This is a genomic window from Mycobacterium sp. URHD0025 (assembly GCF_000426065.1).
Classification (GTDB): Bacteria; Actinomycetota; Actinomycetes; order Mycobacteriales; family Mycobacteriaceae; genus Mycobacterium.
On sequence record NZ_AUEQ01000012.1, the window covers coordinates 213,945 to 237,711 of the forward strand.

The window sequence follows — 23,767 nt, forward strand, 5'->3', positions numbered from 1 at the left end:
CGACAGATCAGGCCGGAACCCTTGCGAGCGGAATCCGCTCGACCCGGGCGGGCACGTGTTTGTGCCAAGGTGTGCCCGCGTATTCGTCGCGCCACTGCGACGAGGTGAGTTCGTTGGGCGCGACACCGGGGGCAACCGCCTGCCCATCGCGGTCGGTGTAGTCGGTGCCGAATCCGTTGGGCAGTGAGATGTGCCCCGGCAGCATCGCCTCGCTGATCTCGACGGTGGCCTCCGCACTGCCGCCGGCGGTGGTGATCCTGGCCCGGTCGCCGCTGAGCAGGCCCATGCGCTCGGCGTCTTCGACACTGATCCGCAAGGCGCCCTCGGTGTCTCGCTTGCGCCAGCCGGGGTCACGGAAGATGTCGTTGGCGGTATAGGCCCGCCGCTCCCCGGCGGACAGCACCATGGGGAACTCGGCGGTGGTCAGCGCTGCCGGTGTGGTCGGCAATGCCCGTACCGCGTCGAGCATTTCGGGCATGTCGAGCGCGATCTTGTGGTCGGGGTGGCCGATCAGCGCGAAATCGTCGCGATACTCGTGCTCGGTGAACGTCAGCCCGGACCGGCCGGCCAGGATGGCCTCGAACAACGCGTTGCCGTCGGCGTGGCCCGCGCGGCGGACCGCGTCGGGGTAGGTCATCGCCGTCTTCTGGGCCAGGCCCCACAGTGCTGCCGCTCCTGCCAGACCGTCCGGGAGAACCGGTCCAAGCGTCTCGTAGAGCACGTACGGCAGCACGCGGCCCAGCGCCGGGTTGGCGCCCACCGCGCCGAGGAACGCTGCGGCATAGGCATCGAGCCCCTCGCGCGCGGCACGCCGCAACGGCTGCAGCTCGGCGTCGTCGACCGCACCGATGGCACGGACCAGCCGAGCCCAGATCTCGGGTTCGGGCAGGGTTCCGGGCAGCGGATCGAACAACGGATGGCGCAGCTGGAACGTGTTGTGCGGGAACTCGAGGTTGAAGAACGTTGCCTCGGCTTTCTCGAACTGGTTGGCCGCGGGCAGCACATAGTGTGCCAACCGTGCCGTCTCGGTCATCGCGACGTCGATGACCACCAGGAGCTCGAGCGATTGGAGTGCGGTCCGCACCGCCGCCGAATCGGCCACCGAGTGCGCCGGGTTGCTGCTCTCGACGATCATCGCCCGGAACCGGTCGGGATGATCGGTGACGATCTCCTGCGGCACCACGTTCGACGGCACCAAGCCGGCGATCACGGGAGCGCCGGTGACCGGGCTGCGGCCGACACCGGCCGAGCCGAACAGTGGCGCGAACGACGAATGCAGGTGCTGTGCACCACGTTTGGCGAAGTTGCCGGTGAGGATCCACAGCATCTTGTTGAGGTACGAGCACAGCGTGCTGTTGGGTGCCTGCTGGATGCCGAGATCCTCGAACACCGCCACGCTGCCGGCTGAGGCGATGCGGCGTACCGCCTGCCGTATCAGGCTTTCATCGACGCCGCACCGCTGCGCGTAGTCGGCGATCGGTACCTGCGCCAGCACGTCGCGGACTGCGTCGACGCCGTTGACGTGTGCGGCCAGAAAAGCCTCGTCGCACAGGTTTTCCTGCACCAGCACCGCGGCCATGGCCGCCAGGCACCAGGCATCGGTCCCGGGCCGCACCCGCAGGTGGAAGTCGGCCAGCTTGGCGGTGTCGGTGATCACCGGGTCGATGACGATCATGGCGCGGTCCGGATCCTTGGCTATCTCGTTGAGCACCACCCTGGCCCGGGGGAAACTCTGCGACATCCAGGGGTTCTTGCCGACGAACACCGAGACCTCGGCGTGCTCGAACTCGCCTCGGGTGTGCCCGCCGTAGAGATAGGCATCGACCCACGCCTCACCGGTCTTCTCCTGCGCCAGAGCATTCGACCGGTACCGCGATCCGATGGCCTTGAGGAACGCGCCGCTGTAGGCACCGCCCAGGTGATTGCCCTGTCCGCCACCGCCGTAGTAGAAGATCTTGTCCCCGCCATGGTTGTCCCGGATCGCCAGGAAGCCGGCGGCGATCTCGGAAATCGCGGTGTCCCAGTCGATCTCCTCATAGCCGCCGTCGGGCGTGCGCCGCAGCGGTGAGGTGAGCCGGTTGGTGCTGCTCTGGTAGTGATCGAGCCGCAGCGCCTTGTTGCAGGTGTAGCCCTGCGACGCCGGATGATCCTTGTCGCCGCGGATCTTGGTGATGGACCGGCCTTCGGTCTGCACCACGATGCCGCAGTTGCACTCACACAGGATGCAGGCGGTCGGTTGCCATTGATCTACGGTCATGACGATGTTCCTCTCGGCAGGAGCGCACGTAGTTGACCGTGGATGAGGTCCAGCGGTTTGAGGTCACGGGTGGCGCGGGCGACGACGATCGCGCCCTCGACGGCCGACAGGATCAGCATGGCGAGTTCGTCGGCACGGTCCGGATCGGCTCCGTCGGCGCGGAGCCGGTCGGTGATCACCCCGGTCCACCGGGTGAACGCGGCCCCGGCGCGTTCCAGCACGGGGTCGGGCGCATCGGCCTGCTGGGGATCGCCTGCCTCCACCGCGACGGCGACCACCGGGCAGCCTGCGCGGAAGTCCGAAACGAGAAGCTGCTTGCGGTACATCTCGATCATGCCGTCGAGCAGAGTCGCGGCGCTGTCGGCCTCTGCCAATCTGGCCACCACATAATCACCGGCGTAATCGATTGCTTCGCAAAGCAATTGGGTGCGACCGCCGGGGAAGTAGTGATAGGCCGAGCCACGAGGTGCGCCGCTGTGGGCCAGAACGTCGGCGATGGCGGTCGGGTGCGCTCCGCGTTCCCGGATCAGCAAAGCTGCCGACGCCACCATGCGCTCACGAGGACCAGCCACATCGAGCCCTTTCGACGGTTATGTATGACACCATACATAGCGGCGCTGGCTGGGACCAGCACCTCCCCGAAAATGACGAAATGGCTGCGAGAACCAAGGTTCTCGCAGCCATTTCGTCGACTGCGCGGCTGGTGCGTCGATCAGACGCCGGCGGCCTCATTCAGTGAGTTGAGGGTGCCTGTCGCCTCCAGGTATTCCTGGACCCAGCGCTCGATCACCGCGGAGGTCTTCTCCACCTTGGTGAACTGGCCGACCACCTGGCCCACCGGGTTGAACGCGACGTCGACGCTCTCGTTGGGGTACTTGTGGGTCGCGGCCACGGCCATGCCCGACACCATGTACTGCAGCGGCATGCCGAGCGGCTTCGGGTTGTCCGGGTTCTCCCACGCCTCGGTCCAGTCGTTGCGCAGCATGCGGGCCGGCTTACCGGTGAACGACCGGCTGCGGACGGTGTCGCGGCTGGTCGCCTTCGCGTAGGCGGCGTGCTGCACCTCGGTGTGCTCGGACTCCTCGACCATCACCCACTGGGACCCGGTCCAGGCGCCTTGCGCGCCGAGTGCCAGCGCCGCGGCGATCTGCTGGCCGCTGCCGATACCGCCGGCGGCGAGCACCGGGACAGGAGCGACCTCCTTGACCACCTGGGGCCACAACACGATGGACCCGATCTCGCCGCTGTGGCCGCCGGCCTCGCCGCCCTGGGCGATGATGATGTCCACGCCGGCGTCGGCGTGCTTGCGGGCCTGCGAAGGCGAACCGCACAGGGCGGCGACCTTGCGGCCTTCGGCGTGGATGCGCTTGATCATGTCGGCCGGGGGCGTGCCCAGCGCGTTGGCGATGAGCGTCATCTTGGGGTGCTTCAGCGCGATCTCGACCTGAGGAGTCGCGGTGGCCTCGGTCCAGCCGAGCAGCTGGAGGGCGTCGTCGTCGCTGTGGTCGACCGGCACGCCATGCTCGGCGAGGATCTTCTTGGCGAATTCGAGGTGCTCCTGTGGCACCAGGGACTGCAACATGCCCTTGAGCTCGTCGCCGGACATGTTGGCATCCATGCCCTCGTACTTGTTCGGGATCACGATGTCGACGCCGTAGGGGTGGTCGCCGATGTGCTCGTCGATCCAGTTGAGCTCGATCTCAAGCTGTTCGGGAGTGAACCCGACAGCGCCGAGCACGCCGAAACCGCCGGCCTTGCTGACTGCGACGACGACGTCGCGACAGTGGGTGAACGCGAAGATCGGGACATCGATCCCGAGCTCGTCGCAGAGTGCGGTGTGCATTCGGAGCTCCTTGAAGTGACGGTGCGGTCGGAGAGTCCTCGGTCATTGGACCCGGACCGAAGTGAAACGTGTTCTAGTTTAGTACCACTCGTGACCGGTTTGGGACGTGACCCGGCATATTCACCCGAGCTCGGCGACGAACGACACTTCATTTCCGTCTGGGTCGGCGACATCGATGACGGCGACGATATTGGCGATGACCTGTGGTTCTGTGACCCGCACACCGTCGTCGCGCAGCCACGCGGCGGTAGCGTCGAGATCGTCGACCCCGAATCGGACCGCCGATCGCCCGGCACCGGCGGAATCGGTGATGACCTGTAGCCAGGCGGTCGCAGTCAACTGCCATTCGGCGACGCCTGGAACTGGTTCCAAGTCGGGTTCGCGGCCGAGGAGTCGCGAATACCACGCCCTTGCGTCCTCGAATCGTGCGGTGGAGATCACGGCCGCGACGTCCTTGATGGCGATCGAAGATGCCGTTGAGGTCATTCCCCATTTCTAGTCTCAACTGGCCGAGAGCGGTGCCGGCTTGGTGTACTGGCTCCATGGGCCGCACCTTGTCGCCACCCGAGTCGCTCGACGAGATCGGGACCGGTCCGGGCGGGGCGCAGGTGGGCGCCTTCTTCGACCTCGACGGCACATTGGTGGACGGCTTCACCGCCACGGCGCACGCCGGGCATCGCATCCGCAGGCGACAGGCCGCGGCCGGTGAGATTCTCGGAATCCTCGAAGCCTCGGTTCGCTACCGGATCGGCCGGATGCCGTTCGAGCGCCTCCTCGTGCGGGCGGCCGGATACCTGCGAGGAGAATCGCTGTCCGAACTCGACGAGCTGGGGGAGTACCTCTTCGAGAATCGCATCGCCCAGCGCGTCTATCCGCACATGCGTGATGTGGTGCGCCGACACCAGGACCGCGGCCATACCGTCGTACTGAGCTCCTCGGCTCTGACCATCCACGCCGAGCCGGTCGCGCGGCACCTCGGCATCGGCCACGTGCTGTGTAACCACTTCACGACCGATGCCCAGGGCAGGCTCACCGGCGGGATCGTCGAGCCCATCATCTGGGGCGCCCGCAAAGCCGCTGCGGTACAAGCTTTTTGCCGAGCCGAGCGGGTCGACCTGGCGCGCAGCTATTTCTATGCCGACGGCGACGAGGACCGCGCACTCATGCGGTTGGTGGGCAATCCGAGGCCGGTGAATCCACGGCCGGGCCTGGCCGCGGCCGCGACGGACCGGGATTGGCCCGTGCTCGCCCTGCCGCGCCCGAACGGCCGGCGCCGCGGCGATCGCCGGCTCCGGCCCGGGGCCTGACCGGATCCCGTCAACCCAGCTTGTAGAGGCCCTTGCCGGTGACCAGCGGTAGGTCCAGCGTGGTGCGGATGCCCGGCTCGGCGGCCACCACATCGGGGATGGCGTTGACGATCCGCCCGGCCGCCGCCACGATCGCGGCGTGGTTGTGGTCGCCTCGATCGCTGGTTGGGCAGATGTCCACGACATACGACGGCTCGCCGGTGATCTCGACGCGGTAGGAGCCGCCGGGCTGGGCCGGTTGCGCCCAGTCCGGTCGCAGGTCCGCACGCACCCGGGTGACGTGTTCGACGACGATCACCGGCTTACCGCCGACCATGCCGTTGATCTGGAAGCGCATCGCCGCCACCGTGCCCTTGGCGATGACGCCGGTCGCGACTTCGATGTCCTCGGGCGCGGGCTCCAACTCGTAGTGCTCGGTGATTTCTTCGACTTCGACGCCCAGTCCGGCGGCGAGCATCCGGATCGCGGTCCCCCATGCAGCGCTGAGGATTCCGGGGAGAAACAACATTCCGGGCTGGTCGATCGGATTGCCGAATCCCATGACGATCGACATCACCTCGGTGCCGTCATAGGTGGCGTAGTCGGCGATCTCCATGGTCTTGATCTGATCGATGCGCTGACATGTACCGGCGATCGCGAACGGCACCAGGTCGGTGGCGAACCCGGGGTCGACACCGGTGATGAACACGCTTGAATTACCCGCCTGAGCAGCTTCTTCGACCCGTGCGATGGCCTTCTCCGGCATGGCGCCCCAGGGGAATTGCAGGCCGCCCGGGGCCGAGCCCACCACATTGATCCCGGCGGCCAGTGCGGCCATCACATCGCGGGTGGCTTCCACGGGGCGGGTGTCACCCATCGCGCAGTACACCAGGCAGTCCGGTTTGGCGGCGATCGCGGCATCGATGCCCAGCGTGGCGGTGACCCCGGTGGCGCCGCCCAGCCCGGCCAGTTCGCCGGCGTCCAGGCCGACCTTCGCCTCGGTCGAGGTGCCCACCGCGACGAGTTCGAACCGGGGGTCGTCGATGAGCTGGATCAGGGCCAACCGGCCGCAGTTGCCGGTGCCGACGATCGCCACGCGAATGGCCATACAGGTCTCCTCAAGGTGTTCGGTCCAATCGCAGTATGCCGATCGGGCGCCAAAATTGGAACAGGTTCTAATTTCGCGCCGCAGGCGGTAGCCTCACCCGTCATGGGACGGGTAGACGGAAAAGTGGCACTCATCAGTGGCGGGGCGCGCGGTATGGGCGCCGAGCACGCCCGGGCATTGGTCGCCGAAGGCGGCAAGGTGGTGATCGGCGACATCCTCGACGACGAGGGGAAGGCGCTGGCCGCCGAACTCGGCGAGTCCGTGCGCTACGTGCACCTCGACGTCACCCAGGAAGACCAGTGGGACGCCGCGGTCGAAACCGCCACCTCTGAGTTCGGTCTGCTCAACGTGCTGGTGAACAACGCCGGGATCGTCGCGATCGGCCAGATCGGCAAGTTCGACATGGCCCAGTGGCAGAAGGTGATCGACGTCAACCTGACGGGCACCTTCCTGGGCATGCAGGCGTGCGTCAAGGCGATGAAGGCCGCGGGCGGCGGCTCGATCATCAACGTCTCGTCCATCGAGGGCCTGCGCGGTGCGGCCATGGTCCACCCGTACGTCGCCTCCAAGTGGGCGGTACGCGGACTGACCAAGTCCGCGGCGCTGGAACTGGGGTCCAAGCAGATCCGGGTCAACTCGATCCACCCCGGATTCATCCGCACCCCGATGACCGAGCACTTCCCCGAGGACATGCTCACCATTCCGCTCGGCCGGCCCGGGCAGCCCGATGAGGTCTCCAGTTTCGTGGTGTTCCTGGCCAGCGACGAATCCCGTTACGCCACCGGTGCCGAGTTCGTCATGGACGGCGGCCTCGTCAACGACGTCCCGCACAAGCTCTGACGCACCGGCCGCACGCAGCGGTACCCATCACGGCAGAATGACCCCGCAGGGCATCGACTCATCGACACGGTGCCGCACCGGTCTGTGAGGAGCTGCCCATTTCCGCCCGGAATCGCCGCGCCGGCCTGAGCCTTCGGGCCAGGATTGCGGGGTTTGTCCTCGCCTCGCTGCTGGTGTTGTCGCTGAGTGCCGCCGATTTCCCGCCGTTCGCCACGCCGGAGCCACCGTCCGGACGGATGGAACTGGCGCAGGGCTGGCAACTGGCCTCGGCGCGCACGGTGACGGCCGACGGGGCCGCGATGTCCACCCCCGGCGAGGTGAACGCCGACTGGCACCCCGTCAAGCGGATGCCGTCCACCGTGCTGGGGGCGCTGCAGGAAGACGGGACCTACCCGGACCTCTACGTGGGCGACAATCTCGCCGACGTCCCGGATGACCTGTTCCGGCAGGACTGGTGGTACCGCACGACCTTCACCGCACCGCGGGGCAGCTCCAGTTACCGGCTCGACTTTCCCGGCATCAACTACCGCGCCGAGGTCTGGCTCAACGGCACGATGATTGCCGGCAGCTCACTGCTGGTGGGCATGCACACCATCCACGAGATCGACGCGACTCCCTGGATCAACCCCGGCGGGGTCAACACGCTGGCGGTCAAGGTCACTCCCGAGCAGGCGCTGCAGGACATCGACGGGGTCGAACTGGCCGACAGCTGGTGGGACTGGCTCAACTGGAACCGCATCGGTTATCAGGGGCCGGACAAGAACCCGCTGCGCGGCAATTCCTATGTGGCCGACCGCAATGCGGGCATCTTCAAACCCGTCTACCTGAGTTACTCGGGTCAAGTGGTGCTCAGTGATCCTCTGGTCACCTCCGAGCTGCCGCTGCCCGCCACGGACTCTGCCCGGCTCACCGTCTACTCCGACATCCGCAACACCGCCGACGTGCCGATGCGCGGTGTGGTGCGGGCCCGCATCACCCGGCCCGGCAAACCGGCCGTCTCGGTGGATCAGGCGGTCACCCTGGCGCCGGGGGAGAGCCGTGAAATCCGGTTCGACCCGGATACTTTCGCGGCGTTGCGAGTGAGCGACCCGGATCTCTGGTGGCCCTACACCATGGGCAGGCCCGACCTGTACGACCTGCGATTGGAGTTCGTGCGGTACGGCCGGGCCACCGACACGCTGGATTCGCGATTCGGGATCCGCACCGTGGCGCAGCACCGTGACAACGACGAGCAGTATCCCGACCTCGGTCGCGGCGGCAGCTTCTACCTGACGGTCAACGGGCGCGATTTCCTCGTCCGGGGTGCGGCCTACACACCTGACCTGCTGTTCTCCTACGACCCCGAACGCGAGGACGCCATCCTCGGATACGTGCGCGATCTCGGGCTGAACATGCTGCGTCTGGAGGGAAAGTTCCCGGGCGACAACATCATCGAGCGGGCCGACGAGCTGGGCATTCCGCTGATGTACGGGTGGATGTGCTGCAACCAGTGGGAGAAGTGGTGGCAATGGGACGACGAGGATCGGCGGGTGGCCGACGAGAGCATGCGCTCGCAGATCCTGTCGCTACGCGGGCACGCGTCGGCGTTCCTGTGGGCCAACGGCAGCGACGGCAAGCCCCCGGCGCCGGTGCTCGAGGGCTATCACGGAATCCTGCGTGATCTGCACTGGCCCAACACCGTCGTCGACACGGTGTCGTCCCTGGCGCGTGACGCCGACGGGGAACCTGACTGGGATGGCATCCACATGGCAGGCCCGTACACCTGGCGCCCGCCGAGCTACTGGTTCAGCGGCCGGTATCAGGCCACCCGCGGTTCCAACGCCGAACAGGGCGACAACGAACACATCCCGCCGTTCGCCAGCCTGCAGAAGTTCATCCCGCCGGACAAACTGTGGCCGATCAACGAGGCCTGGTATTTCCATGCCGGCGCCAATCCCAGCAACGCCGCGCTGGAGAGCATCCGCACGGCGGTGGTCCAGCGTTACGGATCATCGCGTGGCGCTGAGGAATTCGCTCGCAAAGCACAACTGGCGCACTATGAGTCCACCCGTGCGCAGTTCGAGGCCTTCGCGGCCGGCGGGTGGGACAACCACAAGATGACCATCTACTGGATGCTCAACAATCACTGGCCGTCGTTCTTCGGTCATCTCTTCGACTACTACCTGCGGCCGGGCGGCGCCTATTACGGGGCCAAGAAGGGTCTGCAGCCGCTGTCGGTGGTGTTCGACTCCTATGCCACCGGTGATCACGACACCGCCCACGTGAGTGTGGTCAACCAGTCACCGCAGGAGCGGACCGGCTTGAAGGTGCGGGTGCGCACCTACGACCTGACGGGCCGGATGCGCGACGACCGGAGCTCAGATGTGCCCTCCGTGCCGTCGAACGCGGTGGCACCCGGGCTGACGCTGCCGCGACTCGCCGCGGACTCGCCGGTGGTGTTCGTCCGTTGCGAGCTCCTGGACGAGAACGGCGACATCGTCGCCGACAACACCTACTGGCAATCCCAGCAGCTCGACGACGTCGGTCCTCCCGGCAACGACCAGGCATTCGACCTCGTGCAGAGCAGCTGGGCCGACATGACGCCGCTCAACACTATGGCGCCAGAGGCCCTGCAGGTGACCGCGCACCGCACCGAGTCGTCCGACGGCGGTGCCAGCGTACTGATCCGCCTGCACAATCCGGGCAGCCAGATCGCGTTCTTCGAACGTGCCGAGATCACCACGACTCGCGACGGCGATGAGATCCTGCCGATCGAGTACACCGACAACTACGTCACCGTCTACCCGGGGGAGACGGTGGAGGTGACCGGCACGGTGACCGGATCGGAGCCGGAGGCGAACTGGGTCCGCGTCGGCGGCTACAACAGCGCACCGACGGTGGTACCGATCGACCAGGGGGCACGACGATAGGATCGCCTGATGACCACAACCGATGAGCGCCAAGAGGTCGGCCGGCTGGCCGAGAGCGGCGGATGGCTGCACCGGGATCTCGACCGGGTGGACGTCTACCAGCGCGGTGCGAACCGGATCAGGGTGGTGTGGCAGGGGCCGACCACGATCAGCGGGGCGACGCTCTACCAGGACGACATCATGACCACCTACACCCGCGAACTGGCGACCTTGAACGCGTGGCTCAAGCGCTGAGCAGATAGCGGTCTGGCCGCGCGGGCGGAAAATCGGTCGCGCCGGTCCGTGACGGTATGGCACCGTCAGGTTCTGTGATCGACAATGTGGCTTCCCCGACAACAACTTTGACCCTGCACAGCGTCACCGACGCCGACTGGGCGGGCATGGCACTGCTCGGCAACACCGCCTTCGGCGAGATCAATCACCCGGATTCGATGGCGGCGTGGCAGCAGATGGTTCCCGCCGGGGGCGGCGTGGTGGCCCGCGACGGGGACGCCTCCGCCGACATTGTCGGGCAGTCGATATTCCTCGATCTCAGCTTGACCGTTCCGGGCGGCGTGGTGCTGCCCGCGGCCGGCCTGAGCTACGTCGCTGTCGCTCCCACCCACCGGCGGCGCGGGATCCTGCGCTCGATGTACACCGAGTTGCACGAGCGGATCGCCGAGGCGAAGTATCCGATCGCCGCGCTCACCGCGAGCGAAGGCGGAATCTACGGCAGGTTCGGCTACGGCCCTGCCACCACCGTGCATCTGATGACGATCGACCGCAGGTTCGCCGAGTTCCGGGCCTGCGTGCCCGATCCCGGCGGCGTGCGTCTGGTCAAACCTGCCGATCATCGCGACACCTTCGCCGAAATCTACGACCGCTGGCGACAGCGGACGCCGGGTGGGCTGGTATGTCCCACCGCGCTGTGGGACGACGTCCTCGCCGACCGGGAGAACACCCGCGACGGCGGCTCGGAATTGTTCGCGTTCCTGCACCCTGACGGATATGCGCTGTACCGCGTGCACGGCGACGAGTCCAGGTCGCTGCGCGTACGCGAGGTCACTGCCGTCACCACCGACGCCTACATCGCACTGTGGCGGGCGCTGCTGGGGATGGACCTCATGGAGAAGGTGAGTGTCTGGACGCACCCCGACGACGTCCTGCCCTACCTCTTGACCAACTCCCGGCTGGCGCGCGTGACCTCCAGCAGCGACGACCTGTGGATCCGCATCATGAACATCCCGGTCGCCCTTGAGGGCCGCCGGTATCAGGCCGACCTCGACACCGTGCTGGACGTCGCGGACGGTTTCCGCGGTGACGGCGGAAGGTTCGCCCTGCGGATTCGCGGCGGCCAGGCACGGTGCGAACCTACCGACGCACCGGCCGACATCGAGCTCGACCTCGACGTACTCGGCAGCCTGTATCTCGGTACCCACCGTCCGGAAGCCTTCGTCGCGGCAAACAGGTTGCGGAGCAGGGATTCAGAGGCGGTGCGGCGGCTGGGTGTCGCGTTTGCGAGCGATGTTCCGGCCGAGCTGGGCTACAGCTTCTGAGCTGATGCGGTTGGGCGCTGCGTAGTGTTCATCTGGTGAGCGCACGTGCAGGCATCGTTGTCACCGGAACCGAAGTACTCACCGGAAGGGTTCAGGACCGCAACGGTCCGTGGCTGGCCGACCAGCTCCTCGAGCTCGGGGTCGAACTGGCCCACATCACCATTTGCGGTGACCGTCCACGGGACATCGAGGCGCAGCTGCGTTTTCTGGCCGCGGAGGGCGTGGACCTGATCGTGACGAGCGGGGGGCTCGGGCCGACGGCCGACGATCTCACGGTGGCGACGGTGGCCGGGTTCTGCGGTCGTGAACTCGTTCTCGACGAAGCCATGGAAGAGCGGATCGCCGCGATCCTGCGCGAGCTGATCGGTGACCGTCCCGGTGTGGATTTCGAAGCCGTGCGAGCCGCCAACCGCAAGCAGGCCATGGTGCCCGTCGGTGCCGAGGTTCTCGCGCCCGTCGGCACGGCGCCCGGGGTGGTCGTCGGCGGCAGTCCGACGGTCGTCGTCTTGCCAGGGCCGCCGCGGGAATTGCAGCCCATGTGGCACACCGCCCTGGCGACTGAGGCTGTGCAGCAGGCTATTTCGGCCCGAACCCGCTACCGGCAGGAAACGGTGCGGATGTTCGGCCTGGCCGAATCCGGCCTGGCCGAGACCCTGCGTGAGGCCGAGGGTGCGATCGCGGGTTTCGACGCACTCGAGATCACCACATGCTTGCGCCGAGGTGAACTCGAGATCGTCACCCGCTACGAGCCCGACGCCGCCGGGGCCTATCGGGACCTGCTGACGCTGCTGCGTGATCGGCACGGTGCCGCGCTGTACTCCGAGGACGGCTCGACCGTGGACGAGCAGGTGGCGAGCCTGTTGGCGGGGCACCGGATCGCCACCGCGGAATCGTGCACCGCGGGGCTGCTGGCCGCGCGGCTGGCCGACATCCCCGGCTGCTCGGACTACTTCGCCGGTGGGGTGGTCAGCTATTCGAACGAGGCCAAAGCCGAACTGCTGAACGTGGATCCGGTTCTGATCACCGAGTACGGCGCGGTCTCCGAACCGGTGGTCGAAGCGATGGTCACCGGAGCGTTGCACCACTTCGGTGCCGACACCGCGGTGGCGATCAGCGGGATTGCCGGCCCGGCCGGCGGCAGTCCGGACAAGCCCGTCGGCACCGTGTGTTTCGCGGTCCGGGCCGGATCGGTGGCGATCACCCGCACCCTGCACCTTCCCGGCAACCGATCCGACATCCGGGAACGGTCCACCACGGTGGCGCTGCACCTGCTGCGTCGGGCGCTCGCCGAAACCGCCGCCTAGTCGCGAGTCACGCCCCGCGTGAGTAACGCGAACGCCAAAGCGTGGGTGCAGCATCGACATTGCGCTGAGGGACAGAAACAGCGCCGATGCTGTACCTGGCTTCAGTTTCGATACGGGTCAGCTCGATACTTCCTCGCTGACCGCTGCGACTGTGGGGACGAGTGGGCGCCGGGAGGCGTCGCGGCGTCGTCGCGAGGCGCCGGTGGCCACCCGCCGCACGATGGACGGATGGAACAGGTGGCTGGGCGGATCGACGAGGTTCATCACCCGGAAGAACGCCTCGGTGACCGCCGGATCGTGCTCGGCGGCGGTGAGCACCCGCTCGGTGTACCAGTTGGACAGCCGGACCGATGCCGTGCGTGGTCCTTCCACCTGGGGCAGGGCCAGATCGGCGCCGCGGGCCATCTGCCATGCCGTATTGACGCAGCCGCCCGCGGCCCGCAGGAATCTGCGGCCCAGATCATCCGGGCCGTGGGAGAGGCACTCGCGTAACGCGATTGCCTCGAGTGCGGCCACCGACATGCCTTGTCCGTACACCGGGTTGAAGCTGCAGATCGCGTCACCGAAGACCAGCAGGCCGTCGGGGAACCGGGCCATCCGTTCGTAGCGTCTACGCACACTGGCCGGGTAACGGAAGGTGGCCGGCCGCCCGATCGGTTGGGCGCCGCGCAGGGCGGCGATCGTGTCGGCCGGGAACACATCCTCGACGAAGTCGATCATCCCGGCCAGATCGGCCGGTGGTTCGCAGCCCGCCATCCCGGCCGTGGTGAGTAGCCATGTGTTGTTCTCGTAGGCGAACAATGATCCACCACTTGGTCTTTCAGGAACAGTGCCCACGAGGGTGAGGCGATCGCGGGGGGCGCTGTCGCCGAAGCTCAACAGTTGGCTGGAGTAGGCCACCTGTACGGCAATGCGGTGTTCGGCCGGCCGCCCGAAGCCCGCGCTCTCCAGGAACGCCGGGGTCCGTCCTGCGCGTCCCATGGCGTCGACGATCAGATCGGCGGCTATCGCCCGGCCGTCACCACCGTGCCGATCGGCCACCAGCACGCTCGTCACCCGCCGGCGCTCGTCCATCAGCAACTCGACCGCATCGTGACCGTCGAGAATGCGAATATTGTCGATGGCGCGCACGCGGTCTCGGAGGTGAGCCTCCAGGAACGGCCTGCTGGCCAGATACGAGGCGATCGGCTTGGCGGACGTGCCATCGAGTTGGAGAGTGTGACCTCCCAGCGTCAACGAGATGAGCGACAGAGTCGCCCCTTCGAGCACCGTCGCGCCATCAGCGGCCAGTTCTTCGGGGAGCCCCGGAAACAACTGGTCCAACGCCTGCAACCCACCGCTGAGCAGGCCGTGGCCATGTTTGCCCTGCGGGACGCCCCGTCGTTGGGCCGCGCCGTCGGGCAGCACGTCGCGCTCCACGAGCGTGACGGTGTCGTAGAAGTCGGCCAGCACACGGCCGGCCAGCAGCCCGCCCATGCTCGCGCCCAATACGACTGCGTGTTTGCCGATCGTTGTCATTGCCGACCTCCGGACCGAGCTGGCACGTCGCCAGTTGTTCGAAGTATCGGAGCAGGCCGGAGCCCGGCATAGAGTAGTGCGCTACTCGAAGATCACCGGGTCACCGGTATGGACAGCAACGCCTCGTCGACGCATGCCGGCCAGGCTCCCTCATCGAGGACGGTGACCGCACGCGCCCCGTAGGCGCTGGAGATGACGACATCCGGCTGCAACCCCGCCAACAGCTGCAGGCTGTCGGCCATGGCTGCGGCGTCGCCGATGCCGGGGATCACGAACGTCGACCAGCGACCGTCGGCAGCGACGAACATGGTGTCCCCGGTGAACAGATATCGGCCCTGTGCGCCTTCGACGAGATAGCTCGTGCTGCCGGGCGAGTGACCCGGGGTGGGGATCACCTCGACACCGCGATCATCGATGTGCCGCGCGCTCAACGGTACGTCGATCGGGCTGTGCCGCTCGATCGTCTCGCGTTCGGCGGCGGGTGCGTGCAGCCGAGTGCCGAACCGCTCGGCGATCCGGGCCAGCATGGGGCCGGCCTCGTCCTGGTGGGACAAATATTGGTCGTCGACCCCGCCGAGTGAATCGAGCGTCGCGAAATCCGCCTCGCCGGCCGGACAGTAGAACAGTGCATTCGACCCGCCCGGCGTCCACAAGTAGGAGTGTGTGGTCAAACCCGGAAACGGTGTGTCGGTACGGGTTTGCCAGAGGTCAGTCCGGATCTGGGTCATCAGTGGGGAACTCGGAGTTACCATGACCCCAGCCTCGACCCTCAACAATGGTTGAGGTCAACCCCTGCGATCTCAGTCGCTTTCGGCCTTGTCCCAGGTCGAGATCATGGTCCCCATGATCTCCTCGGCACAGCCCAGCCCACCGAGGTGGCTTTCGTAGGGCAGCTCGGTCATGACCGCGTCGGGGAGGCGGGACACCACGTGCTGACCGTGTGCGAACGGCACGATGTGGTCATGGTCGCCATGCCACCAGTGCACCGGCACGTTGACCTCGTCGAGCCGGAAGCCCCAGTCGCGTTCGAATACGACGATGTCGTAGAAGGGCGCTGCCAGTTGCTTACGGCTGCCGTTGAGCAGGTCATCGAGGAACATGGCCTTGAACTCGGGCCGCGCGAGCATGCGCCGGTCTCCCTCGGGGGATATCCGCGCATAGATCTCCAGCGCGGGGGAGGCGACCGGCCGGATGAGCCGGATCAGGCCCGAGGCGGCCAACCGGATCGGTGCGCCCGCCACCTGCAGGATCGGTGCGACCGCCGCGCCGAGTTGCATCAACGGACTGCTGATCGCGTCGGGGCCGACCATCGGCGCCACACCGCCGAGCACCCCGGCCGCCATGACCCGGTCGGGCATGGCGGCCGCGGTGGCCAGCGTGTAGGGACCGCCGCCGGACAACCCGATGACGGCCATCTTGTCGATGCCGAGAACGTCGGCGATGGTGCGCAGATCGTCACCGAACTCCAGGACGCGGCCGTACTGGTGTGGCGTGGAGGAGCCGATGCCGGGACGGTCCACCCCGATCAGCCGGATGTGATTGCGCTCGGCGTAGATCCGGGCCTCGGTGGGGATCTGCCTGCGGGCCCCCGGAGTGCCGTGCAGCCAGAAGACCGCACGGCCCTGCGGATCACCGAACTCGGCGAACCCGAGTTGCCGGCCGTCGCCGACGGCGACATTGCCCTCCAGTTTGGGGCGATCGATCGGGATGACCATCTGCGCGTGCCGGATTACTCTGCGCCAGAAGCGACAGAGGCATCGAAGATCGACTGGATGGACTTGTCCAATGTCGCATTGAACTCGTCGTCACTCTGCTGGGCAGACAGACCTTCGGTGAGCGCGCGGCTGAAGCTGGCGATAACGCCGGAGTTCTCGGCGAGCAGCTTGTTGGCCTCGTCGCGCGAGTAGCCGCCGGACAATGCCACCACCCGCATCACCTTGGGGTGGTCGACCAGCGACCGGTAGTGGTTGGCGTGAGTCGGCAGGGTCAGCTTGAGCATGACCTTCTGATCGGCGGGCAGGGCGTCGAGGTTCTTGGCGATCTCGTTCTTGAGCAGTTCCTCGGCCTCAGCCTTGTCCGAGATCGAGATGGTGACCTCAGGCTCGATGATCGGGATCAGGCCGTGCGACAGGACCTGCTTGGCGACGTCGAACTGCTGGGCGACCACGGCGGCGATGCCGTCGGCGTTGGCCGCGCCGATGACCGACCGCTCCTTCGTGCCGAAGATGCCGTTCTTCGCGCCGCGGGCCAGCAGATCGTCCAGGCCCGGCATCGGCTTCATCACCTGCACGCCGTTCTCGACGTCGGCCAGGCCCTTGTCGATCTTGAGCAGCGGCACCACGCCCTTGTCCTCCCAGAGGTAGGTGGCGGTGGGCTTGCCGTCGATGGAGCGGTCCATGGTCTGCTCGAACAGGATCGCGGCCAGTACCCGGTCCCCGGTGAACACCGGGGAGGTGATGATGCGTGAGCGCATCTGGTGGATAAGGTCGAACATCTCCTCCTCGGAGGAGTAGGCGCTCTCCTCGACACCGTAGAGACGCAGGGCCTTGGGGGTGGACCCACCACTCTGGTCGAGCGCGGCGATGAAGCCCTTGCCCGTGGTCATCTTGTCGGCCTGCTGCTGGTTCACCATGAGGTTGTCCACTCCTTTGAAGACGGCGTCCTGCTGTTGTCGAGCTGTCGGGGCGCACACCGCGGGTGGCGCACAGTTCGACTCAGAGGATAGGCGGCTAGGTCCCGGCGGTAGCGGCCACCCATCGGGGTGGGGTGCGAGCCGCCCACGGGGCCGCTTGTTCGAGCTGGCCGGCCAGGCTGAGCAGCACCGATTCGTCGGGAGCCATCAGCTGCACACCGATCGGCAGACCGTCGCGGGTCTGGCCGAGGGGCAGTGAAATCGCAGCCCAACCCGTCACGTTGGCCAGCGCGGTCCATCCGGTGGTGGCGAACTCGACGTCGAAGAAGGCTCGAGTGGTGCCGCGGGGCTGGTTCAACAGTCCGTACGGCGGTGGTCCGGTGAGCAGTGTCGGCACGAGCAGCACGTCGTGGCCACCCATTTCGGCGGCGAATCGACGGGTCTGGGCATGGATGGTCGAGATCGCCTCGGCGTAGGCGAGGCCCGTGGTGGTGAAACCCTCGCGGATCATCACCCATGTGCTGGGCTCGAATTCGTCTTCGCGGGGTGTTCGTCCCAGATGCTGCCGGGCCAGTTCGTGCAGCTCCGCGTTGCTCACGGTGTGCAGCACCGCGATGGCCTCGGCGACCGCATCCGCGTCGATCGTGGGAGCCCCGGGCTCGACGTGATGCCCCAGGGTTTCCAGCAGCCGGCCGGTGGCCTCGACCGCCACCACCACTTCGGGGTCGATCCGGTCGGTGGGAAAGGGCGACGACGTGGCGATGAGGATGCGCTGCGGCGACGGGGTCCGGGCGCAGGATTCGAGGAAGGAGACCTCCGGCATGGCCGCGCTGTAGGGATCGCCGGGTGCGGTTCCCGCGATGACGTCCAGCAGAGCCGCGCAGTCGCGCACGGTGCGGGTGAGGGCGTGGCTGTTCACCAGGCCCTCGAGCCCGTGGCCGCCGTCGGGGGAGAAGGAAGACCGTCCGCGCCGCGGTTTGAGGCCGACGACGCCGCAACACGAGGCCGGCACCCGGATCGAACCGGTGCCGTCTCCGCCCGATGCCGCGGGCACGACGCCGGCGGCCACGGCCGCCGCCGAACCGCCGCTGGATCCTCCCGGGGTGACGGTCGGGGACCACGGGTTCACCGTGGCGCCGAAGAGCAACGGCTCGGTGGTGCAATGGTTGCCCCACTCCGGGGTGTTGGTCTTGCCGAAGACGACGAGTCCGGCATCCAGATACCGGTCGACGGTCCAGGCGGATTCCGTTGCGACATGGTCGCGTAACGCCCGTGAGCCCATGGCTTCGGGGGCGCCCGCGAGGGCGGCCCCCAGATCCTTGAGCAGGAACGGCGCGCCTGCCAGCGGACCGGCCTGCCCGGAGCGCAGCACCCCGGAGCGGTCGAGCGCGGCGGCCTGGCTGCGTCCCCTGTCGAACAGGTCGGTGATCACAGCGTTCAGACCACGTGTCGCCTCGACCCGGATGATCGCGGCGTCGAGTAACTCGGTGGCGGTCAGTTCACCGTTCGCGGCCAGTGCTGCCTGCCCGATGGCGTCGGTGCGGGCAAGTTCGAATGCCGAAGAGGAATCCATTTCACTTCACTCCCGGGAGATCTCTGGTGGTGTCCGGCGGAGCGGTGCCGCGGGTCAGCGCGAGCGCGATGAGAACCTCGATCGCCGTGAGGATCAGACCAGTGAAGTACATCCATTTCAGGGTCGGATCAGGTTGTGCAGCAAAGTAAATGATCAGGAAAATCGGGCCGACGATGCCGACTACGAACACCATGGCCTGGATACGGAGGTACCGCCAGAATGTGGACATCGATCTCCCGCCGCGTGGCCGATGAGCGAGCGGCCAGCTTAGCGTGGTTATCGGGGTGCGACGACGACCGGCGTGGACAGGATCTCTCGGTACTCCACCATCGGTTCGCGTTTGAGAACCGCGCTACCCGAGGTGACGAGCAGTTCGGTCGGCGACACTGCGTAATCGACCTGGTAGTTGCGCGCGACGAAGCGGCGGCCCGGCGTGACATCGGCCGACGCCGCCAGCGCGGCCCGGTCGGACAGCCGGACACCGTGGTATTCCAGCCGGCCGGTGCGGTCGAGGCAGATCACCACGAGTGACCTGTCGGTGCGGCCGATGGCCCGGGCTGTCTGGGTGTCACGGCACCGCGCCGCGGAATCGACGAAACCCGATCCGTCTGAGGCGAACGCCGCGGCGGCCGGGGCAGCGGCCCGCTCGGTCAAGCCGCGGTGCAGCAGCCGGTTCGGTTTCACGTCATAGGTCCTGGCGCCGACGGCATATACCGAATCCTTGGCCGAGAACTTGGAAGCGAGTGTGGTGATGATGACGAATGCGGTGAGCAAGGAGCTGACAACGGCCGTGGCCGCCACCCCGATGCCGACGGGCAGCCAGCGTCGTTGCGGCGCTTTCCGGTGCCGTCCCCGGCGAGCCGGCTGATACGGCGGATGCGGTGTGGAAACTGGGCAGGTGACCAAACTTGCTCCCGGAAACGGCGGTGTGATGGGCACAGGCGAAAGGCGACACGCGACGGGCGCTGACGCGAGCTCATATTGTGCACGACGAGGTGGGGCGTTGTGGGCGACACCCGGGAATTCGCCGAAATCTGGTTCCTGTGCGGCACTGTCGAGCCCTGACGGCGACGTATCGATGAAATTAGCTCGGCAACAGTCTGATTCGTATCCATCGACCGGCGCCACCCCAGTGCGCCGCAGGCAGAAGCGATTTGGATCATCTGCTCAACCCTGCCCCGGCAACACTGATCGAGTATCACGAGCGTCGGATGCCATTCACGTCACGTAGATCCAAACCGGTAAGCACGGAGGCGAATCTCGTTAGCGTCGAATCGCCGATATGAGCGGCCGCTGTCGAGGGGAGCGTGGCCATGTCCACTTCTGAACTGTCTACTACTGAACTGTCCACTTCCGACCTGTCTTCGTCCGGACTGACGATCAGTCCGTTGTCGGGATTCACCGGCGCGTTGATCGACGGCGCCGATCTGTCGGTGCCTCTTCCGCACGAACAGCTCGAGGCCATCCGCGCGGCACTGCACCGATGGAAAGTGGTGTTCTTCCGGGGCAGGAGCTCGACCATGCCTCACAGGTCGCGTTCGGTACCCAGTTCGGCGACGTGACACCCGGCCATCCGTATGAGGGTGACTCTGCCCCAGCCGGATTCCCGCAGATCCACACGGTCTCGCCGGCGGCCTACGACCACCGGTACGGCACCAGGTACCGCAAGAGGCAAAGCCCGAACGGCCCCGGGTGGCATGCCGATGTCACTCCGCTGATCAACCCGCCGTCACATTCGATACTGCGGGCCGAGCGTGTGCCCGACTACGGCGGCGACACGCAGTTCACCAATGTTGCTGCCGCATATGCGGGTCTGTCGCCGTCGGTGCGGGCACTCGTCGACGAGCTGCGTGCCGAGCACCGTTTCGGGGCGAGCACGTCGGCCGAACGCAGCGCCGAGAAGATCGGCGATTTGGTACGCAGCAATCCGCTCGCCACCATCCATCCGGTGGTCCGGGTCCATCCCGAGACGGGGGAGAAGGTGCTCTACGTCAACCCGTCTTTCACGCGCGAGATCGTCAACCTCTCGCCTCGGGAGAGCAGGCACCTGCTGGATCTGCTCTTCGAGGAGATCGCGCGGCCCGATTACTCGGTGCGGTTCAAGTGGGAGCCGGGCAGTGTCGCGTTCTGGGACAACCGGGCCGCCCTGCATCTGGCCCCGCGCGACTTCGAGCACGTCGAAGGCGATCGGGTGTTGCATCGCATCACGCTGGTGGGCGACATTCCGGTGGGCCCCGATGGTGTTGCCTCGGAGTCAATTTCGGGCGATTACTTCGGGGCCGCCTGAGATGTCCATCGTGATGTCGCGGCCGGCCGGAACCCCGCGGGCCGGAGCCGCGATCGGACTCGTCGATCCGCGGGCGGCGGTGCGGCGGGTGCAGCGCAAACCGGCGGTGCCTCGCCCGGTACAGCGGCTGCTGGGTCCGGTCCTGTTGGTGGTCCTGTGGCAGCTGCTCTCCACCGTCGGCATCTTCGACGAGCGTACGGTGCCTCCGCCCACCCGGGTGCTCGGTGCTGCGTGGACCCTGATCGCCGACGGCACTTTCCAAGAGCATCTGACCGCCAGCCTGTTGCGAGTCGGATACGGCCTGGCATTCGGCATCGTGCTCGGACTCGGGCTGGCACTGATCTCCGGGCTGTCCCGCATCGGGGAGAACTTCGTCGACGCCAACATGGAAGTGCTGCGCGCGGTTCCGAATTTCGCGCTGGTGCCGCTGCTGATCGTGTGGTTCGGCATCAGCGAGGTGCCGAAGATCCTGCTGATCACCCTGGCCGTCGCCGTCGCGATCTACATCAACACGTTCAGCGCGATCCGCAGCGTCGATGCCGCACTGGTGGAGGCGGCACGTTCCTTCGGCGCGGGCCGGGCCGAGATGATCTACCGGGTCATCATTCCCGGATCCCTGCCCGGGTTTCTGGTCGGGCTGCGCCTTGCGCTGACGGCGTCCTGGTTGGCGTTGATCTTCGCCGAGACGATCAACGCCAAGAAGGGTCTGGGCCGGATGATGACCGACGCCCGCGAGTACTTCCAGATCGACATCGTCTTCGTGCTGATCGCCGTCTACGCGATCCTCGGGCTGATATCGATTCTGGTTGTCCGGTTCCTCGAAGGGCGCCTGCTCACCTGGAGACGGGCCTATGACGGCGACTGACACCGCGACAACCTCTGTGGGCACGTCGTCGGTGGTGATCGCCCGCGACATCCGGAAGCGGTTCGGGGACAACGTCATCATCGACGGCCTGGATCTGGAGATCAAAGCCGGCGAATTCGTCGCGCTGCTGGGTCGGAGCGGGTCGGGGAAGAGTACGTTCCTGCGCGCCCTGGGTGCGCTGGACGGTGACGTGGACGGCTATCTCCGGGTCCCCGAGCGCCGTGCCATCGTGTTCCAGGACTCTCGGTTGCTGCCGTGGCAGCGGGTGCTCGCCAACGTGACCATCGGATTGCCTTCGACCGGCGTAGTGCAACAACGCGCACTGGCAGCGCTGGACGAGGTCAATCTGGCGGACAAGGCGAAGGCGTGGCCCCGCACGTTGTCGGGCGGGGAGGCCCAACGAGTCGCGCTGGCCCGGGCCTTGGTGCGTGAACCGCAGCTGTTGCTGCTCGACGAGCCGTTCGGCGCGCTCGACGCACTCACCAGGATCAGGATGCACGGGCTGCTGATGGACCTGTACCGCAGGCACACGCCGGCAGTGCTGTTGGTGACCCACGATGTCGATGAGGCGATCCTGCTCGCCGACCGCGTGATCGTGCTGACCGACGGGGTCATATCTCTCGACGTCGATGTCGCGGTGCCGAAACCCCGTACCCGCGATACTCACGAATTCACCACGCTGCGAAAGCGATTGCTTTCCGAACTCGGTGTGTCCGAAGACAAGGAATAATCAGATGCCATTTGGTGGTCGAGTGCTGCGGGGTACTGCTGTGCTGTTGCTGATCCCGTTGGTCCTCAGCGCGTGCGGATTGTCCGAGGACGAGGCCGATACCGCGATCGACACCGTGAAGATCGCCGCCAAGACCGAGGTTCCGCCCGGCACCAAACTCGTCGTCGCCGAGCAGAACGGGACGCAGTCTTTGCCGTGGAACCTGGCCAACGCCGGTCAGGGAACGCCTTACGAGGTCGATTTCGCCGATTTCAGCGGGGGCGCGGCGGTCATCGAGGCACTGCGCTCGGGGGCGGCCGACATCGGATCGATCGGCGAGGCGCCGGTGCCGATTGCGGTGGACAGTGGTGTGACCGATCTGGTGACCATCGGGCTGCAGGCGAACCCGGGCACCAGCGGCGGTTACTACCTGGTGGCGCGCCCCGACAGCGGGGTGCGCACCATCGAGGATCTCCGCGGTAAGCGGGTGGCCTACCCGCCGGGATCGGGCCGGCACATGGTCACAGCCGGACTGCTCAAGCGCCACGGTCTGGACCTGAGAACGGATGTTCAGCCTGTGGAACTGGCTGGGGCGGAAGTAGTTCCGACATTTGCCGCCGGCGCTGTCGATGCCGCCATCGTGCTCGGCAACCAGTATTACCAGCTGGGTGAACCGCCGATCCTCGGTGACGGCAAAGGCATCAACACCGGCATCCAGACGTTGATCGTGCGCCGTGATGTGCTCGGCGACCCCGCCAAGGTGGCCGCGGTCGGCGACTACGTCGGCCGGGCCGTGGCGGCGAACAACTGGAAGGACACCCACGCCGACCAGTGGATCGACCAGTACTACGTCAAGGTGCAGGGCATCACGTTCGACCAGGGCAAGAAGTTGTACGAGGAGGACGGGATCGCCTCGTACTACCCGATCGATGCGGACTCCACGGCGCTGTTCCAGACCGTCGCCGATGGGCTGCACGAGACCGGGACCATCAAGGGCCGCGTCGACGTCAAGCCGTACGTGGACGGACGCTACAACGCCATCGTCATCGCGCAGAACGAACTCGACAGTGTCACACCGAAATCACTCAAGTCGTAACGACT

The 23,767-nt window shown here is 66.7% G+C and carries 23 protein-coding genes; 11 read left to right on the forward strand and 12 right to left on the reverse strand.

The features are described 5' to 3' along the window. Nucleotides 1–7: 7 nt before the first annotated feature. The 4 genes from H977_RS0119725 to H977_RS0119740 all read right to left on the reverse strand — a co-directional run bounded on the left by H977_RS0119725 (nucleotide 8) and on the right by H977_RS0119740 (nucleotide 4,586). A complete protein-coding gene (locus H977_RS0119725; protein ID WP_029109472.1) occupies nucleotides 8–2,257 on the reverse strand; it encodes a molybdopterin-dependent oxidoreductase in 2,250 nt (749 codons plus the stop codon). After that, on the reverse strand, nucleotides 2,254–2,829 hold the full coding sequence (locus H977_RS0119730; RefSeq protein WP_029109473.1) for a TetR/AcrR family transcriptional regulator: 576 nt from the start codon (nucleotides 2,827–2,829) through the stop codon (nucleotides 2,254–2,256). Before H977_RS0119730 ends, H977_RS0119725 begins: the two co-directional genes overlap by 4 nt. Before the next feature lie 140 nt (nucleotides 2,830–2,969). After that, entirely contained in the window at nucleotides 2,970–4,100 is a 1,131-nt protein-coding gene (locus H977_RS0119735; RefSeq protein WP_029109474.1) for a nitronate monooxygenase, read from the reverse strand. A gap of 120 nt (nucleotides 4,101–4,220) precedes the next feature. Beyond that, complete coding sequence (locus H977_RS0119740) at nucleotides 4,221–4,586, reverse strand: VOC family protein (protein WP_036476472.1); 366 nt, start codon at nucleotides 4,584–4,586, stop codon at nucleotides 4,221–4,223. Nucleotides 4,587–4,642: 56 nt separating this feature from the next. Between H977_RS0119740 and H977_RS0119745 the strand changes: the two genes are divergently transcribed. Next, nucleotides 4,643–5,407 carry an HAD family hydrolase gene (locus tag H977_RS0119745; RefSeq protein WP_029109476.1) on the forward strand — a complete coding sequence of 255 codons (765 nt, stop codon included), beginning with the start codon at nucleotides 4,643–4,645 and terminating at the stop codon, nucleotides 5,405–5,407. 10 nt (nucleotides 5,408–5,417) lie between these two features. Here the strand turns inward: H977_RS0119745 and H977_RS0119750 are convergent, their stop codons facing one another. Further along, nucleotides 5,418–6,494, reverse strand: a complete 1,077-nt coding sequence (locus tag H977_RS0119750) for an NAD(P)H-dependent amine dehydrogenase family protein (protein ID WP_029109477.1) — start codon at nucleotides 6,492–6,494, stop codon at nucleotides 5,418–5,420. Nucleotides 6,495–6,596: 102 nt separating this feature from the next. Between H977_RS0119750 and H977_RS0119755 the strand changes: the two genes are divergently transcribed. The 5 genes from H977_RS0119755 to H977_RS0119775 all read left to right on the forward strand — a co-directional run bounded on the left by H977_RS0119755 (nucleotide 6,597) and on the right by H977_RS0119775 (nucleotide 13,082). Beyond that, nucleotides 6,597–7,334 carry a glucose 1-dehydrogenase gene (locus tag H977_RS0119755; RefSeq protein ID WP_029109478.1) on the forward strand — a complete coding sequence of 246 codons (738 nt, stop codon included), beginning with the start codon at nucleotides 6,597–6,599 and terminating at the stop codon, nucleotides 7,332–7,334. Nucleotides 7,335–7,570: 236 nt separating this feature from the next. Beyond that, a complete protein-coding gene (locus tag H977_RS0119760; RefSeq protein WP_051288970.1) occupies nucleotides 7,571–10,243 on the forward strand; it encodes a glycosyl hydrolase 2 galactose-binding domain-containing protein in 2,673 nt (890 codons plus the stop codon). Between the two features lie 9 nt (nucleotides 10,244–10,252). Further along, nucleotides 10,253–10,477 carry a hypothetical protein gene (locus H977_RS0119765; protein ID WP_029109480.1) on the forward strand — a complete coding sequence of 75 codons (225 nt, stop codon included), beginning with the start codon at nucleotides 10,253–10,255 and terminating at the stop codon, nucleotides 10,475–10,477. Nucleotides 10,478–10,533: 56 nt separating this feature from the next. After that, the gene (locus tag H977_RS0119770) at nucleotides 10,534–11,778 is read left to right on the forward strand and encodes an enhanced intracellular survival protein Eis (RefSeq protein WP_051288959.1); all 1,245 of its coding nucleotides are present in this window, start codon (nucleotides 10,534–10,536) and stop codon (nucleotides 11,776–11,778) included. A 35-nt stretch (nucleotides 11,779–11,813) separates the two neighbouring features. Next, entirely contained in the window at nucleotides 11,814–13,082 is a 1,269-nt protein-coding gene (locus H977_RS0119775; RefSeq protein WP_029109482.1) for a competence/damage-inducible protein A, read from the forward strand. A gap of 117 nt (nucleotides 13,083–13,199) precedes the next feature. On the opposite strand, the gene H977_RS0119780 is transcribed toward H977_RS0119775, so the two are convergent. The 7 genes from H977_RS0119780 to H977_RS0119810 all read right to left on the reverse strand — a co-directional run bounded on the left by H977_RS0119780 (nucleotide 13,200) and on the right by H977_RS0119810 (nucleotide 19,711). Continuing rightward, complete coding sequence (locus tag H977_RS0119780; RefSeq protein WP_029109483.1) at nucleotides 13,200–14,600, reverse strand: FAD-dependent oxidoreductase; 1,401 nt, start codon at nucleotides 14,598–14,600, stop codon at nucleotides 13,200–13,202. Between the two features lie 92 nt (nucleotides 14,601–14,692). Next, nucleotides 14,693–15,328, reverse strand: a complete 636-nt coding sequence (locus H977_RS0119785) for an MBL fold metallo-hydrolase (RefSeq protein WP_029109484.1) — start codon at nucleotides 15,326–15,328, stop codon at nucleotides 14,693–14,695. A 72-nt stretch (nucleotides 15,329–15,400) separates the two neighbouring features. Then, nucleotides 15,401–16,315, reverse strand: coding sequence for an alpha/beta fold hydrolase (locus tag H977_RS0119790; RefSeq protein ID WP_029109485.1), 915 nt, complete (start codon nucleotides 16,313–16,315; stop codon nucleotides 15,401–15,403). Between the two features lie 14 nt (nucleotides 16,316–16,329). Then, a complete protein-coding gene (locus H977_RS0119795) occupies nucleotides 16,330–17,232 on the reverse strand; it encodes a fructose bisphosphate aldolase (protein WP_029109486.1) in 903 nt (300 codons plus the stop codon). Nucleotides 17,233–17,329: 97 nt separating this feature from the next. Next, entirely contained in the window at nucleotides 17,330–18,805 is a 1,476-nt protein-coding gene (locus H977_RS0119800) for an amidase (protein ID WP_029109487.1), read from the reverse strand. 1 nt (nucleotide 18,806) lies between these two features. Further along, nucleotides 18,807–19,034: a hypothetical protein gene (locus H977_RS0119805; RefSeq protein ID WP_029109488.1), complete on the reverse strand. Its 228-nt coding sequence runs from the start codon at nucleotides 19,032–19,034 to the stop codon at nucleotides 18,807–18,809. A gap of 47 nt (nucleotides 19,035–19,081) precedes the next feature. Further along, nucleotides 19,082–19,711, reverse strand: coding sequence for a hypothetical protein (locus H977_RS0119810; protein WP_231396007.1), 630 nt, complete (start codon nucleotides 19,709–19,711; stop codon nucleotides 19,082–19,084). A gap of 407 nt (nucleotides 19,712–20,118) precedes the next feature. Between H977_RS0119810 and H977_RS36145 the strand changes: the two genes are divergently transcribed. From H977_RS36145 to H977_RS0119830, 5 genes are read left to right on the forward strand one after another with little or no spacing between them, the layout of a single operon-like run. Continuing rightward, nucleotides 20,119–20,367 (forward strand): hypothetical protein, encoded by a 249-nt coding sequence (locus H977_RS36145; RefSeq protein WP_353588615.1) that lies wholly within the window; start codon nucleotides 20,119–20,121, stop codon nucleotides 20,365–20,367. After that, a complete protein-coding gene (locus tag H977_RS33540; RefSeq protein ID WP_353588618.1) occupies nucleotides 20,289–21,092 on the forward strand; it encodes a TauD/TfdA dioxygenase family protein in 804 nt (267 codons plus the stop codon). Before H977_RS36145 ends, H977_RS33540 begins: the two co-directional genes overlap by 79 nt. 1 nt (nucleotide 21,093) lies before the next feature. Beyond that, nucleotides 21,094–21,957: an ABC transporter permease gene (locus H977_RS0119820; protein WP_029109490.1), complete on the forward strand. Its 864-nt coding sequence runs from the start codon at nucleotides 21,094–21,096 to the stop codon at nucleotides 21,955–21,957. Then, the gene (locus H977_RS0119825; protein ID WP_051288960.1) at nucleotides 21,944–22,687 is read left to right on the forward strand and encodes an ABC transporter ATP-binding protein; all 744 of its coding nucleotides are present in this window, start codon (nucleotides 21,944–21,946) and stop codon (nucleotides 22,685–22,687) included. The genes H977_RS0119820 and H977_RS0119825 overlap by 14 nt, the downstream gene beginning before the upstream one ends. 4 nt (nucleotides 22,688–22,691) lie before the next feature. Beyond that, the gene (locus H977_RS0119830) at nucleotides 22,692–23,762 is read left to right on the forward strand and encodes a PhnD/SsuA/transferrin family substrate-binding protein (RefSeq protein ID WP_081681783.1); all 1,071 of its coding nucleotides are present in this window, start codon (nucleotides 22,692–22,694) and stop codon (nucleotides 23,760–23,762) included. Nucleotides 23,763–23,767: the final 5 nt, after the last annotated feature.